This window comes from Cohnella sp. AR92 (assembly GCF_003990975.1).
In the GTDB taxonomy this organism is placed as follows: Bacteria; Bacillota; Bacilli; order Paenibacillales; family Paenibacillaceae; genus Cohnella.
Window position 1 is genome coordinate 16,194 of record NZ_RZJR01000005.1, and the last position, 13,433, is coordinate 29,626.

At 55.7% G+C, this 13,433-nt stretch carries 17 protein-coding genes and 1 riboswitch; of the genes, 16 read left to right on the forward strand and 1 reads right to left on the reverse strand.

Annotation, left to right across the window (positions count from 1 at the left end; all coding sequences use genetic code 11):
- Positions 1-12: 12 nt before the first annotated feature.
- From ELR57_RS08835 to ELR57_RS08900, 14 genes are all read left to right on the forward strand, one after another.
- Positions 13-786, forward strand: a complete 774-nt coding sequence (locus tag ELR57_RS08835) for a TatD family hydrolase (protein ID WP_126958675.1) — start codon at positions 13-15, stop codon at positions 784-786.
- Positions 787-964: 178 nt separating this feature from the next.
- Positions 965-1,179, forward strand: a riboswitch (cyclic di-AMP (ydaO/yuaA leader).
- A 275-nt stretch (positions 1,180-1,454) separates the two neighbouring features.
- Positions 1,455-2,603, forward strand: a complete 1,149-nt coding sequence (locus ELR57_RS08840; RefSeq protein ID WP_126958676.1) for a resuscitation-promoting factor — start codon at positions 1,455-1,457, stop codon at positions 2,601-2,603.
- Positions 2,604-2,830: 227 nt separating this feature from the next.
- On the forward strand, positions 2,831-3,397 hold the full coding sequence (rnmV, locus tag ELR57_RS08845; RefSeq protein WP_126958989.1) for a ribonuclease M5: 567 nt from the start codon (positions 2,831-2,833) through the stop codon (positions 3,395-3,397).
- A 4-nt stretch (positions 3,398-3,401) separates the two neighbouring features.
- Positions 3,402-4,301, forward strand: coding sequence for a 16S rRNA (adenine(1518)-N(6)/adenine(1519)-N(6))-dimethyltransferase RsmA (gene rsmA, locus ELR57_RS08850; protein WP_126958677.1), 900 nt, complete (start codon positions 3,402-3,404; stop codon positions 4,299-4,301).
- A gap of 63 nt (positions 4,302-4,364) precedes the next feature.
- Positions 4,365-5,237, forward strand: coding sequence for a sporulation peptidase YabG (yabG, locus tag ELR57_RS08855; RefSeq protein ID WP_126958678.1), 873 nt, complete (start codon positions 4,365-4,367; stop codon positions 5,235-5,237).
- Between the two features lie 146 nt (positions 5,238-5,383).
- Positions 5,384-5,659 carry a biofilm formation stimulator Veg gene (gene veg, locus ELR57_RS08860; RefSeq protein WP_126958679.1) on the forward strand — a complete coding sequence of 92 codons (276 nt, stop codon included), beginning with the start codon at positions 5,384-5,386 and terminating at the stop codon, positions 5,657-5,659.
- A gap of 140 nt (positions 5,660-5,799) precedes the next feature.
- Positions 5,800-5,979, forward strand: coding sequence for a small, acid-soluble spore protein, alpha/beta type (locus tag ELR57_RS08865; protein WP_126958680.1), 180 nt, complete (start codon positions 5,800-5,802; stop codon positions 5,977-5,979).
- A gap of 186 nt (positions 5,980-6,165) precedes the next feature.
- Complete coding sequence (gene ispE / locus ELR57_RS08870) at positions 6,166-7,020, forward strand: 4-(cytidine 5'-diphospho)-2-C-methyl-D-erythritol kinase (RefSeq protein WP_126958990.1); 855 nt, start codon at positions 6,166-6,168, stop codon at positions 7,018-7,020.
- 128 nt (positions 7,021-7,148) lie between these two features.
- On the forward strand, positions 7,149-7,982 hold the full coding sequence (gene purR / locus ELR57_RS08875; RefSeq protein ID WP_126958681.1) for a pur operon repressor: 834 nt from the start codon (positions 7,149-7,151) through the stop codon (positions 7,980-7,982).
- Positions 7,982-8,374 carry a RidA family protein gene (locus ELR57_RS08880; RefSeq protein WP_126958682.1) on the forward strand — a complete coding sequence of 131 codons (393 nt, stop codon included), beginning with the start codon at positions 7,982-7,984 and terminating at the stop codon, positions 8,372-8,374. Before purR ends, ELR57_RS08880 begins: the two co-directional genes overlap by 1 nt.
- A 118-nt stretch (positions 8,375-8,492) precedes the next feature.
- The gene (spoVG, locus tag ELR57_RS08885) at positions 8,493-8,777 is read left to right on the forward strand and encodes a septation regulator SpoVG (protein ID WP_027092136.1); all 285 of its coding nucleotides are present in this window, start codon (positions 8,493-8,495) and stop codon (positions 8,775-8,777) included.
- A gap of 139 nt (positions 8,778-8,916) precedes the next feature.
- Complete coding sequence (gene glmU / locus ELR57_RS08890; protein WP_126958683.1) at positions 8,917-10,311, forward strand: bifunctional UDP-N-acetylglucosamine diphosphorylase/glucosamine-1-phosphate N-acetyltransferase GlmU; 1,395 nt, start codon at positions 8,917-8,919, stop codon at positions 10,309-10,311.
- Between the two features lie 48 nt (positions 10,312-10,359).
- Positions 10,360-11,316 (forward strand): ribose-phosphate diphosphokinase, encoded by a 957-nt coding sequence (locus ELR57_RS08895; protein WP_126958684.1) that lies wholly within the window; start codon positions 10,360-10,362, stop codon positions 11,314-11,316.
- 61 nt (positions 11,317-11,377) lie between these two features.
- Positions 11,378-12,025 carry a 50S ribosomal protein L25 gene (locus tag ELR57_RS08900; RefSeq protein ID WP_126958685.1) on the forward strand — a complete coding sequence of 216 codons (648 nt, stop codon included), beginning with the start codon at positions 11,378-11,380 and terminating at the stop codon, positions 12,023-12,025.
- An 86-nt stretch (positions 12,026-12,111) separates the two neighbouring features.
- Here the strand turns inward: ELR57_RS08900 and ELR57_RS08905 are convergent, their stop codons facing one another.
- A complete protein-coding gene (locus ELR57_RS08905; protein ID WP_126958686.1) occupies positions 12,112-12,312 on the reverse strand; it encodes a hypothetical protein in 201 nt (66 codons plus the stop codon).
- Positions 12,313-12,481: 169 nt separating this feature from the next.
- On the opposite strand from ELR57_RS08905, the gene pth reads away from it, so the two are divergent.
- Together pth and fin are read left to right on the forward strand one after the other, a co-directional pair.
- Complete coding sequence (gene pth / locus ELR57_RS08910) at positions 12,482-13,051, forward strand: aminoacyl-tRNA hydrolase (RefSeq protein ID WP_126958687.1); 570 nt, start codon at positions 12,482-12,484, stop codon at positions 13,049-13,051.
- 106 nt (positions 13,052-13,157) lie between these two features.
- The gene (fin, locus tag ELR57_RS08915; protein WP_126958688.1) at positions 13,158-13,388 is read left to right on the forward strand and encodes an anti-sigma-F factor Fin; all 231 of its coding nucleotides are present in this window, start codon (positions 13,158-13,160) and stop codon (positions 13,386-13,388) included.
- Positions 13,389-13,433 lie beyond the last annotated feature (45 nt).

The following is a 13,433-nucleotide window of genomic DNA, read 5'->3' on the forward strand; positions in this document are numbered from 1 at the left end:
ACAAAACCCGACATGTTATTTGACACCCACGCGCATATGGATTCCCCGAAGTTCGACGACGATCGCGAAGAGATGATCGAGCGCGCCCGCGCGGCCGGAGTCGAAACGATCGTGAACATCGGCTTTAATCGCGAGACCATACCGACAACGATGGCGCTTGCGGAGAAATACCCCTTTATTTATGCGGCTGTCGGCTGGCACCCGACGGATGCGATCGACATGAAGCTGGAAGAGGATCTGTCCTGGATCGAGCGGCTGTGCGCTCATCCGAAGGTCGTCGCTATCGGCGAGATCGGCCTTGATTATTACTGGGATACGTCCCCCAAAGACCTTCAGCAGATCGTGTTCCGCGAGCAAATCCGGTTGGCCAAAAGGCTCAAAAAGCCAATTATTATTCACAATCGGGATGCCCATGCCGACGTTGTGAGACTCCTCCAGGAGGAAGGCGCATCGGAGGTCGGAGGCATCATGCACTGCTTCTCTGGAAGCTGGGAAACGGCCAAGCAATGTCTCGACATGAACTTCTATATTTCGTTCGGAGGGCCGGTCACCTTCAAGAATGCAAGGGTTCCCAAAGAGGTGCTTGAGCAGGTTCCGAACGACCGATTATTGATCGAAACGGACTCCCCTTATTTGACTCCGCACCCCTATCGAGGGAAGCGAAATGAGCCCGCTTTCGTACGTCTCGTCGCAGAGGCCGCGGCGGAAATAAAAGGGATTTCTCTGGAAGAAATCGCTAAATTAACGACGCGAAATAGTCTGGAGTGTTTTGGTCTAGCGAGATAAAACGCTTCCAATCGAAGGAAAACGAATCCCCCCTACGAAAAAAATGATATTTCTTTAAGAAAACGGACATTTGGGGTTTAATTCATCGAAAATGGGCCAAATTCGCCAATTGCCCCTTCTTTACACCTTTAGCGCCGAGAGGTTATCATCACAATCAGAAGTTTGAATATGGCATCCCTTTTCCAGTGCGCTTAATCTCCGATAAGGAGAACGGGGGACCCGCTGCAGCCGGTTGGATCGGTTCGATCCGCTCCGGTGCAGACGAGCAATCTTGGGGTGAATTTCGAGGATGAGAATTCGGCCGATTATCGGCTGCGTTCATCGGAATCGAATAGGGCGACTCTCTTCGTCCGAACCCGACAGCTAACCTCGTAAGCGTGTTAGAGAGAGGTCACCTCGTGCTGCCCATTTCCCTTATTTATTCGTACACAAGCGGAAGCCACGAACAGATCCTCTGTCTGTCGATGGCTTCTTTTTTGTTGTCCGTATAACTGGAGACCCAAGGGAATATGCGTGCAAGCCCCAGGAACCACGTACTGGGCAAGGCGGCGCAACGTTCGTGCGATTGCCGCATCGCATGAATATCCACGCCGTTATCATAAATGGATAGTCGCGTCAGACAACATGCGTAACAGTCGACGGCGGGGCTATGAAGGAGGAACGAGAAAATGGGCTTTGTTCCATCAGGGGACACCCATGATCCACGACCGACCGGCAAGCTTATCGCAGCGCGATGGAAGCATGGGCACTTACGCTTGGTCCTACTCAGCGTAATTCTCTCTTTTGCTATGACCATCTTGTTTCTAATGCTGCTGCACGGCGCGTCCGCCATGAGCGTGACCGTCGTGGACGGCGGGAAATCTACCGTCATCCAAACGCGTAATTCCGATGTGCAATCGCTTCTTGAGGAGCATAGCATCTCCGTGGGTCCTTATGATGAACTGTCGGCTCCGCTTGCGACACCGCTAAGCGACGGCAGCACCATCGTCATCGACCGAGCAGTGGGAGTCACCCTGCTTGCGGACGGGAAGAACGCAGTCGAATATACGACCGAGGAGACCGTCAAGGATGTTCTGGCATCCAAGAACCTCTCGCTCGGAACGGACGATCGAATCTATCCGTCGCTCGACACTCCGGTGTACGAAGGCATGAAGATCCGTATCGTCCGCGTTAAGAAAGAACGGAAGGAAGCTCAGATCGAAGTTCCTTTCACGGTCGTGGAGAAGAAGGACGCAAGCATGGAAGCCGGTATGCAGAAGGTCGTTCAGACCGGCAAACAAGGTCTTGTCGTCAAGCAGTTCGAGAAAGTGTACGAAGACGGCAATCTCGTCAGCACTCGCATGGTCTCTAAGACCGTATCCGAACCGGCCGTTCAGAAGATCGTGGCGGTCGGAACGAAGAAGAAAGCCGCGGTGACGACATTGTCCTACAAGGCTAACTCCGAAGCGAAGACGCTTAAGCTTAACGGCGAAACCGTCAAGGTGAAGAGCGTGCTCAGCAACGTCGTCCTGACCGCCTATACGGCCGGACCTGAATCGACAGGGAAGGACAAAGGCGATCCAGGCTATGGTATTACCGCATCCGGAACCACGGTATCGGAAGGACGGACGATCTCGGTCGATCCGGACGTCATTCCGCTTGGTTGGTGGGTCTATATCGAAGGCATCGGCCTCCGCCGAGCCGAAGATACCGGAAGCGCCATAAAGGGCAAGAAGATCGATGTTTACTTCGATAGCGAGAGCTATGCGAATAAGTTTGGTACGAAGCGCGGATACACCGTGTATGTGATCGGACCCGTGAAGCCGTCTGCCGACTAAGGTCGGACCGTACGGCGGCCGTTAACAGAGGACGGTCCGGCAACGAGAACAATGGGATGCCATCCTTGCACCACATCGATATCAACATATGCGGAAGCTGGCACTAATTGCTGGGGGAAGAGGCGTGAAGCCTCTTCTTTTTGTTATAATACGGATATTGCGTTCTGAGAAAAGGTACGGGTTAACGGAAGGCGGCAGGCAAGTTGGCTAAACTAAAGATACAGGAAATGATCGTGGTGGAAGGCAAGGAGGACACCGTAGCCATCCGGCGAGCGGTCGATGCCGACACGATCGAGACGGGCGGCTCGGCGATCAACGAGGACGTGCTGCGGAGAATCGAACTTGCGCAGGCAAGGCGCGGCGTGATCGTGCTGACGGATCCCGATTCCCCGGGCGAGCGGATACGCAAGATCGTGGAAGCCAGGGTTCCTTCCTGCAAGCACGCCTTCCTGCTGAAAGACGAGGCTCGCGGCAAGGACGGGATCGGGGTCGAGCATGCTTCGAACGAGGCGATCATTCGGGCGTTGGAACGGGTACGAAGCTCGGGCGGTTCGAACGCGACCGAAGCGGAGTCCGCGGCGGCGGAACTCGAGCCCGAGATCGAGTGGAGCGACCTGTTGGACGCGGGACTCATCGTCCACGCCTCGGCGTCCAAGCGCCGGGAGCGCATGGGAGAGCTGCTCGGAATCGGCTATGCGAACGGCAAGCAATTCTATAAGCGTTGCGTGAATTTCCGCATAACCCGGCAGGAGTTCGCAAGAGCTCTGGAACAATTGGAGAAGGAAGGAATTTAACGACATGACTCAATCGAACCTCCGGACCGGAGCGGATATCGCGACGCCCAATCGGACCAAGGATATTATTCGCAAGCACGGCTTCACCTTTAAGAAGAGCCTCGGACAGAACTTCCTCGTCGACAAGAACATCCTCGACAAGATCGTCGCCGCCGCCGAGCTGAGCGATTCGAAGGGGGCGCTGGAGATCGGCCCCGGCATCGGAGCGTTGACCGAGCGGCTGTGCGAAGAAGCGGGACACGTCGCCGCCGTCGAGATCGATACCCGGCTGATTCCGATCCTGAGAGATGTGCTGGCGGATCGCGACAATGTGAATATCGTCCATGCGGACGTCTTGAAGACGGACCTCCGCCAGCTGTGGCAGGACCAATTCTCCGCATGCGAATCGGTCAGCGTTGTCGCCAACCTGCCTTATTACGTGACGACTCCGATTATCATGAAGCTTCTCGAAGAAGGGCTTCCGATCGAGAGCATCGTCGTGATGGTGCAGAAGGAAGTCGCGGAGCGCATGGCCGCGAAGCCCGGGGGCAAGGACTACGGCACGCTGAGCATAGCCGTGCAGTATTATTGCGAGCCTCAGCTGGTCTGCATCGTCCCTTCCGGCTCGTTCATACCGGCCCCGAACGTCGATTCGGCGGTTATCAAGCTAAGACGCCGCAGCGAGCCTGCCGTTGCCGTCAAGAGCGAAGAGGCATTCTTCAAGGTCGTTCACGCGGCGTTCGCCCAGCGACGCAAGACGCTGCAGAACAATCTGTCGCAGCTGGCGGGCAAGGAGAGGAAGGCGGAGCTCGGAGCTCTGTTGGAAGGCTGCGGCATCAAGCCGGAGCGCAGAGGCGAAACCCTGACTCTCCAGGAATATGCGACCCTGACCGAAGCTTTGCTGGAAGCGGGAATCCTCGCCTGATTCCGATAATTCGTCACCATGTGCCTATCGCCTCCATACGATAGGCTTAGAGGTGATTTGCCCATGAAGCAGGGGGAATTGGTCGTCCGCAAATCCTATGGCGGCGATATGTTGTTCCGCGTTGACGCCGTATTCGAACGGATGGCGTTATTGCGCGGGACGGATTACAGGCTGCTGGCGGATTCGCCTGTCGACGACCTTCAATCGGTGCGGAACCCGGACGAGCTTGGAGGGACGAGGAAAGCCCGCATCCAAGCCAACGAATCCTTGAAGCGGATGAAGGAACAACGGGCGAGCATCAGCCTGTCGAAGCTGCCTACGCTTCTCAGCGCGGACAGACGTCCTTATTTCGAGATGCCCGGCAAGGTTCTCCATCTGGATGGAGATCCGAATTATCTTCAGAAGAGCATGGCCGTATATAACCAGCTCAGGGTTCCTGCGGAGGGAGCTCATTGCCATGAGTCCCAGATGCCGCAGGTGCTGATGAGGCTGCTTCCCAAGGTTCGCCCCGATATCGTCGTCATCACCGGACATGACGGGGTACTGAAGCAACGCGAGGATTGGCACAAGCTCACCAGCTACAAGAACTCGGTCAATTTTGTCCAAGCCGTTCATGTCGCCCGCGATTTCGAGAGCCACAAGGACTCCTTGGTCGTCGTGGCGGGCGCCTGCCAATCCCATTTCGAAGCGCTCCTCGGAGCCGGCGCGAACTTCGCGAGCTCGCCCGGCCGCATCATGATCCACGCGCTGGATCCGGTCTATGTGGCCGTGCGCGCGGCGTTCACTCCATTCCGGGAGACGATCAACATGGAGGACGTCATCTCCAACACCATCAGCGGCATGCAGGGAGTGGGCGGGCTCGAGACGATGGGACGTTACCGGATCGGCGTGCCTAATCCCAAATCATTGACTCCCAGCGCGGGAATCGGACAGTGAGCATTCGGTCCTATTTTGCGGAAATGGGCTAAGATGAGAGAAAATCACCGTTGACAACATTTGATCTCGGCCTTATAATATTTGATCGTTTGACATCACCCCTCTTTTTTTGTTATAATTTACAGGGAAAGAGGTGGTAGTGGATCATGGCTAAGAATGCGCTTATCGAGATCAAGCGAAGCTTGGAACCGCATGTCGGTTCTAAAATCATGCTCCGCGCCAATGGTGGCCGCCGCAAGACCGTTGAACGTACCGGCGTGCTGGAAGAGATATACCCTTCGGTGTTTATCGTCAAGCTGGATCAGGAACAGAATGCCTTTAAGCGGGTTTCGTACAGCTATGCAGATATCTTGACCGAATCCGTTGAAGTGATGGTTTGCAATGAAGAGGGTCAGGTAAAGATCAATTTCATGTCGCACTGACAAGATTCGGATGATGGGCAGCCGCGTTCCTTGACGCGAGCTGCCTATTTTGTTTGGATGAACGCCGCCAACCCGGGGAAGAATAACGGCAAGGCGCCGACAGGCGTTCCACATTCGCGTTGCGCGAGAGGAGCGGAAGAATGAGCCGGAGAAGAAGGAGCACGATGTCCGAGGAATTCAAAGCGGAGCTTGCGAAGGATCTTGGTTTCTACAACACCGTTCAGAATGAGGGCTGGGGCGGCATACGCGCCAAGGATGCCGGGAATATGGTCAAACGGGCGATTCAGATTGCCGAGCAGGCGGCTTCCCGCAAGCCATGACCGAACGGCCAACGATGGAAATAGCAGCATAACGGCGGCGCTCTTCTTCTAACGGGAAGGGTGCCGCTTTCTTGTCTTTCTCCTGGCGCAGGGACGGAAATCGCATTTCTCTCGGGGGTTTGTTATAATATGTAAAGCTTTTTCAAGCCCAAGATTGCACTGCTCCTACAGGTGATGATAATGACAATAAAAGTGTACGAAAAGGCTCCGGCCAAAATCAATCTGCTGCTGGATGTTCTGCGCAAGCGCGAGGACGGCTACCATGAGGTCGAGATGATCATGACCATGGTGGATCTAGCCGACCGGCTCGAGATGTACGAGCTCCCCCGCGACCAGATCGTTCTCTCCAGCCACGCCGGGTTCATTCCCCTCGACGAGAAGAACCTCGCTTTCCAGGCAGCGCGGCTCATCAAGGATCGATATGGAGTGAAGCGCGGCGTTTACATCCATCTGGATAAGCAAATCCCGGTCGCGGCCGGCCTTGCGGGAGGCAGCAGCGATGCCGCCGCGGCGCTGCGGGGACTGAACCGGCTGTGGGAACTGGGACTGTCGCTGCCCGAGCTGGAAGCTCTGGGAGCGGAGCTGGGTTCCGACGTTCCGTTCTGCATTCGAGGAGGCACGGCGGTTGCGCGAGGCCGAGGCGAGAAGCTGGAATCGATCGAGAGCCCTCCGCAATGCTGGGTCATCCTCGCCAAGCCTCCGATCAACGTGTCGACCGCGGACGTCTATGGCAAGCTCCGCGCGAACGAGATCAAGGATCACCCATCGATCCCGGGAATGATCGACGCGATCCGGCGCGAGTCTTTCCACGACGTATGCGCCGGGCTCGGCAACGTTCTGGAATCGGTCACTCTGCCTAAATATCCGGAGGTCCGCCAGATCAAGGAAGTCATGACCAAGCTGGGAGCCGACGGCGTGCTTATGTCCGGCAGCGGCCCAACGGTGTTCGGCCTGGTCTCCAAGGAATCCAAGGTGTCGAGAATCTATAACGGGCTGCGAGGCTTCTGCAAAGAAGTTTACGTGGTACGGCTCCTTACTTAAAAAAGGACATACTTACAAGTTCGATGTCAGGAATGTTACCATGACAATGAGTGAAGTCTTGCTCAAAACCGGATAAAGATGTTATGATTGCGATAAATTATTCGGGTTTTGGACGGGAGAGAGGACCTGTGAAAAAGTTGAAACGAAGCGCGCGGCTTGTAGAGATGACTCAGTACTTGTTGGCCCGTCCCCATACGTTAATATCTCTGACAGCCTTCGCGGATCGCTACCAATCGGCCAAGTCTTCCATTAGCGAAGATCTGGCTATTATCAAAGAAGTGTTCGAAGGAGAAGGTATTGGGGACCTGCACACGCTGGCCGGGGCCGCCGGAGGCGTCCGCTTTATTCCGCGGTGCAGCAAGGACTTCGCTCTGGAGAAGATCAAGGAGATGTGCCGCCAGCTGGAGCAGCCGGACCGACTGCTGCCGGGAGGCTATTTATATATGACCGATCTGCTGGGCCAACCCGCGCTGCTGCAAGAGGCCGGCCAGATGTTCGCTACGGCGTTCGCCGATCGGGAGATCGACGCCATTATGACCGTGGAGACGAAGGGGATTCCGTTAGCCTATGCCACTTCCTTGTACCTGAATGTCCCGGTCGTAATCGTTCGCCGGGACCATAAAGTCACGGAGGGCTCCGTAGTCAGCATCAATTACGTGTCCGGCTCGACCAAGAGAATTCAGACCATGTCTCTCGCTAGACGCGCTTTAAGGGAGCAATCCCGCGTGCTGATCATCGACGACTTCATGAAAGCGGGCGGAACGGTTCAAGGAATGATCGACCTGCTTCATGAGTTCAGGGCCGTCGTAGCCGGCGTAGGAGTGTTCGTGGAATCCGGGGAGATCGATAACGAAGAGAGGCTGCTTCACGATTACGTCTCGCTCGCCCGTTTGACAGAGGTAGATTTGAAGACAAGACAGATTACCGTTCAACCCGGTAATTTCTTTAAGGAGGAATCATGATGGCAGCTTTGGAGAAGATCTCTACGAATTCGGCACCTGCCGCGATTGGCCCTTACGCGCAAGCCGTACGCCATGGCGATCTGCTATACACGTCCGGACAGATTCCGTTGACCCCGGAAGGCACTCTCGTCGAGGGAGGCATCGAGGAGCAAACGCATCAGGTGTTGGCTAACCTGAAGGCCGTTCTGGCCGCCGTCGGAGCCGACCTGACGAACGTCATCAAGACGACCGTCTTCCTGAAGGACATGAACCAATTCGCGACGTTCAATTCGGTTTACGGCACCTACTTTTCCGAACACACCCCAGCCCGCTCAACCGTAGAAGTGGCGCGGCTTCCGAGGGATGTTCTTGTCGAAATTGAGGTTATTTCGACAATCCCTGTCGAAGCTTAGAACGAGCAAAAAATTATTTCAAGTTAGACCGGTTATTTTCCAATAAAAAGAAGGAATTTGCACGGTAATGTGGAATATTACACCAAGTCTTCCGAAGGGACAAAGGTGGTGAACACAAGTGCAAATTACAGATGTGAGGCTCCGCCGCGTTAATTCCGAGGGGCGCATGAAGGCTATTGCTTCCATTACCATTGATAACGAGTTCGTCGTTCATGATATCCGCGTGATCGACGGCAACAATGGGATGTTCGTTGCTATGCCGAGCAAGCGGACTCCAGATGGAGAGTTCCGTGACATTGCTCACCCCATTTCCTCCGGCACACGCGAGAAAATCCAATCCGCCGTTCTGGCGGAGTACGAACGGGCTGCTCAAGACGAAGAAGTATTGGTCGAAGGCGCCTAACAGGCATGATAGAGAGACGGTTAATAAGTTTCGATTCAGAGAGGGCCCGACTTGGGCTCTCTTTTCATTTGCGCCGGAATAAGCTAAACTTTAGAGATTGCGGATTGACTTGGATGATGGAAAAAGGGGGTCTCGTTGTTTGAGAAGATTGGCTATCGTATTAGCGGCCGGACAAGGCAAACGGATGAAATCCAAATTATATAAAGTCCTTCATCCCGTATGCGGCAAACCGATGGTAAGCCACGTATTGGATGCGGTGAAAAAAGCGTCTTGCGAGCGTTCGGTCGTCATTGTGGGTCACGGGGCCGAAGCGGTGAAGGCGCATCTCGGCGATGCCGCCGAATACGTTCTGCAGGCCGAGCAATTGGGAACCGGACATGCCGTGCTTCAGACCAAGGCGCTGCTCGGCGATCTGGACGGAGTGACCTTGGTCGTTTGCGGAGACACTCCGCTGGTTACGGCGGAGACGCTTGAGGCTCTGGCAGCGCTGCATGCCCAAGAAGGAGCTTCCGCCTCGATTCTTACCGCCGACCTGGAAGAACCCACGGGCTATGGGAGGATCATTCGCGGGCAGAACGGCGAAGTCGTGGGCATCGTCGAGCAGAAGGACTGCACGCCGGAACAAGCGCGAATTCAAGAGATTAATACCGGTACCTACTGCTTCGATAACCGCAAACTGTTCGAAGCGCTCTCTCAGGTCACGAATCAGAATGCCCAGGGCGAATACTACCTTACGGACGTGATCGGCATTCTGCAGAAGCAGAGCCTGCGAATCTCCGCCTACAAGTCGAAGGATCCCGCCGAGGCGATCGGCGTCAACGACCGCATCGCGCTTGGCGAGGCGGAACGGCTCATGCGCGGAAGGATCGCAAGAGCGCATCAGGCGGGCGGCGTTACCTTGATCGACGCCGCAAATACGTATATCGAGGCGGACGTGACGATCGGAGAGGACACGGTGATTTATCCCGGAACCGTCCTTAAAGGCCGTACCTCGATCGGATCGGATTGCGTGATCGGTCCCAACTCCGAGCTTAAGGACACGTCGGTCGGGAACGGCACGACGATTCGCCAGTCGGTGACGGACGAAGCCGAGTTGGGCGAAGGCTGCAGCGTCGGTCCGTTCGCTTATCTGCGTCCAGGCACCAAGCTGGCCGCCCGCGTTAAGATCGGCGATTTCGTCGAGGTGAAGAACGCAACGGTCGGCGAGGGAAGCAAGATTCCTCACCTAAGCTATGTCGGGGACGCAACGGTCGGCTCCGGCGTAAACATCGGATGCGGCGCGATTACCGCCAACTACGATGGTTATAATAAGTCGAGAACGGAGATCGGCGACAATGCCTTCGTCGGCAGCAACGTCAATCTGATTGCTCCGGTTACCGTAGGCGAAGGCGCCTATGTCGTGGCGGGCTCTACGATTACCCAGAATGTCGGAGCCAACGACGTCGCGATCGCCCGCGAACGCCAGGTCAACAAACAGGGCTATGCGGAGAAGCTCCGCGCCAGGGCGCGTGCCCAAAAAAACAAGAACCAATAACTCGTTCTCTCGTATCTATTCTATAAAAGTATTTTAAGGCGGTGCGTCATGACTTACCCAGATAATACTCTCAAGCTTTTCTCCGGCAACTCCAACCCGCGTCTAGCTGAAGCAATCGCTCGCAGCATCGGAATCAAACTAGGCGACGCGGAGATGAGACGATTCAGCGACGGCGAGATCCATATTCGCCTGAACGAAAGCGTTCGCGGCAGCGACGTCTTCGTCGTGCAGTCGACCTCTCAGCCGGTCAATGAGCATCTGATGGAGCTTCTCGTTATGGTAGACGCCCTGAAGAGAGCTTCGGCGAAGACGATCAACGTCGTCGTGCCTTACTACGGCTATGCGAGACAAGACCGCAAGGCTCGCTCGCGCGATCCGATCACCGCGAAGCTGGTCGCGAATCTGATCGAGACGGCCGGAGCTCACCGCGTCATCGCCATGGACTTGCATGCGATGCAGATTCAGGGCTTCTTCGACATTCCGGTCGACCATCTGTTGGGAGTTCCGATTCTGGGCGACTACTTCCAGAGCAAGGGACTGCTTGCGCCGGTCGTGGTCTCTCCGGACCATGGCGGCGTCGTTCGCGCTCGCCGTCTGGCCGATGAGCTCCAAGCTCCGCTTGCCATCATCGACAAGCGCCGTCCCGAGCCTAACGTCGTGGAAGTCATGAACATTATCGGTGACGTCTCGGGACGCACCGCGATCCTGATCGACGACATTATCGACACCGCGGGAACGATCTCGCTGGCGGCGGAAGCGCTCATGAAAGCGGGAGCTCGCGAGATCTATTGCTGCTGTACGCACCCGGTTCTCTCCGGCAAGGCGCTGGAGCGCTTGGAAGCGGCTCCGATCACGGAAGTGGTCGTGACCGACACGATTCCTCTGAGGGATCCTTCCGCTTCGACGAAGCTTAGAGTGCTCTCCGTTGCTCCGCTTATCGCGGAAGCGATCGTCCGCATCCACGAGCAGCAGTCGATCAGCAAGCTATTCGAGCCGCACGTTTAATGTTTAGGCTAAGGCGCTAACGGGTACTAATAGGTGTATCACCGTCAGGAGGGATCGCCTAATGAGTACGACGTTACATGCCGAAGCACGCCAGCCATCCACCAAGAGCGCTCTGCGTCAGCTGCGGAAGCAGGGGAAGATTCCGGGCGTTGTCTACAGCAAGGAGATGGGGACAGGCTCCGCCATCGCATTGGACAGCAAGGAGCTTATGCCCCTGCTTAGAGGCGGGGACGCCAGGAGCATTCTTCAGTTGGAAGTCCCGGCTCAGGGCAGCAAGCCGGTCTTGTTATCCGAGCTGCAACGCGATCCGATGAGCGGACAAGTTCTCCATGTCGACTTCCGTCATATCAACCTGAACGAGAAGATTCATTCCTTGGTCCGATTGGAGATTCAAGGGGTAAGTCCGGGAGAGAAGGAGGGCGGGATGCTTCAGCCTATCCTGCATGAGCTGGAAGTGGAATGCGTCGCGAAGGATCTGCCGGCTTCGATACCGGTCGATATCGGTACCCTGGAGATCGGCGGCCATATTCTGGTCAGAGACCTGAAGCTTCCCGAGGGAGTTACCGCAGCGGCGGACCCGGAAGCGGTCGTGATCGCCGTGCTCGCTCCGCAGAAGGAACGCACGGAGGCCGAGCTTGAGGCGATGGACGATGCGGCGGAAGAGAACGAGAACCATGCTCGCGCCGCGATGGCCGTGGAGACGGATTAAAGACGGGCTTCCGAACGGGAGTCGGCCTGTGCATGAGGAGAGTGCGGACGAGCATGCGTTCCGCACTCTCTATTTTTCCATAGGGGTCAATATCCGGGCCGCGAGATGAAGGTGAATTGCTTGCGGCTGTACAAGATGCTGTTGACCTTAACGAATTCTTTGCCATAATATTCGATGAAGCCTATGTCCTTGTGGATGGTGCCCCGATACACTTGAATGGGCACGTCGGAGGCCATATGATCGAGGAAGTGGCAATCATCGAATATCATCTGTCCGTTCAAGTACATCTACCATACCTTCTTTCGATCGGATAAGTTGGCTTTTATAAATGATGACACTTCAGGATGCGGAATCGTTCCATGGCATGAACCACTTTTTTATAAGCGGTCGGTCCCAACGAGCTTGGGTTCATGGCAACGATGACATTCTATTCGGGAAGATCGGGGGATTATTCATATGAGATGGATTGTGGGATTGGGGAATCCCGGATCCGCCTACGAAGCGACGCGGCACAACGCCGGCTTCATGGTGATTGACGAGCTGGCGAGAAGATGGGGAACGAGCGTCGCCCAGAACAAATGCAAGGCGCTGATCGGCGAAGCGCGCGTGGACAACCAGAAGGTTGCCTTGATCAAGCCGATGACCTTCATGAACCTGTCCGGCGAATCGGTGCGCGCGTTCATGGACTTCTACAAGGTCAAGCTGGAGGACATGATTGTCGTATACGACGATCTGGACACCGATATCGGGCGTATCCGGCTTCGGTACCAAGGAAGCGCAGGAGGTCACAACGGAATCAAATCCATCATTCAGCACGTCGGCACCCAAACGTTCAATCGAGTTCGCATGGGAATCTCCCGTCCGAAGAACGGGCAGCCCGTCGTCGATTTTGTCCTCGCTCCTTTCGCGAAGGCGGAACAGACGGATCTCCGCAGAATGATAGAGGAAGCCTGCGATGCGATAGAATTCGCGCTATCCCATCCGTTCGACCAATCCATGGCGAAGTTCAACGGCAAATCGGACTGAAGCACGTCTTATAATCCGAAATTCGCGCTTAATAATGGCGGGAACGGGGCATACTGAAGGTGACGCGGCCCAGGCCGCATACCCCATCTTCAGGAGGCATACATATATGGCTGTAAACTATGTCTGCCGGCATTGCCGGATGCCGCTTGGAAGCTTGGATTCGCTGCAAGTAGAGGACTACAGGCTGGGCTTCCATTTCTTGACCCCCGAGGAGCGAAAGCGTATAATATCGTATAATTCCAACGGGGATGCGACTGTTCAGGTGATATGCGAATACTGCAGTCAAACCTTGGAGAGCCATCCGGAGCTGGTCCTGCAATCGAATCCGCTCCAGTGAGCCCTAATCGATTGATAGCGAGGCCTTGGCATGTGCCGGGGCTTC

Excerpts from the sequence above, each read along its gene's own strand:
- ELR57_RS08835 (WP_126958675.1), top strand. The coding sequence starts at position 13 with ATGTTATTTGACACCCACGCGCATATGGATTCCCCGAAGTTCGACGAC.
- ELR57_RS08840 (WP_126958676.1), top strand. The coding sequence starts at position 1,455 with ATGGGCTTTGTTCCATCAGGGGACACCCATGATCCACGACCGACCGGC.
- rnmV (WP_126958989.1), top strand. The coding sequence starts at position 2,831 with ATGATCGTGGTGGAAGGCAAGGAGGACACCGTAGCCATCCGGCGAGCG.
- rsmA (WP_126958677.1), top strand. The coding sequence starts at position 3,402 with ATGACTCAATCGAACCTCCGGACCGGAGCGGATATCGCGACGCCCAAT.
- yabG (WP_126958678.1), top strand. The coding sequence starts at position 4,365 with ATGAAGCAGGGGGAATTGGTCGTCCGCAAATCCTATGGCGGCGATATG.
- veg (WP_126958679.1), top strand. The coding sequence starts at position 5,384 with ATGGCTAAGAATGCGCTTATCGAGATCAAGCGAAGCTTGGAACCGCAT.
- ELR57_RS08865 (WP_126958680.1), top strand. The coding sequence starts at position 5,800 with ATGAGCCGGAGAAGAAGGAGCACGATGTCCGAGGAATTCAAAGCGGAG.
- ELR57_RS08880 (WP_126958682.1), top strand. The coding sequence starts at position 7,982 with ATGGCAGCTTTGGAGAAGATCTCTACGAATTCGGCACCTGCCGCGATT.
- ELR57_RS08895 (WP_126958684.1), top strand. The coding sequence starts at position 10,360 with ATGACTTACCCAGATAATACTCTCAAGCTTTTCTCCGGCAACTCCAAC.
- ELR57_RS08900 (WP_126958685.1), top strand. The coding sequence starts at position 11,378 with ATGAGTACGACGTTACATGCCGAAGCACGCCAGCCATCCACCAAGAGC.
- ELR57_RS08905 (WP_126958686.1), bottom strand. The coding sequence starts at position 12,312 with ATGTACTTGAACGGACAGATGATATTCGATGATTGCCACTTCCTCGAT.
- pth (WP_126958687.1), top strand. The coding sequence starts at position 12,482 with ATGAGATGGATTGTGGGATTGGGGAATCCCGGATCCGCCTACGAAGCG.
- fin (WP_126958688.1), top strand. The coding sequence starts at position 13,158 with ATGGCTGTAAACTATGTCTGCCGGCATTGCCGGATGCCGCTTGGAAGC.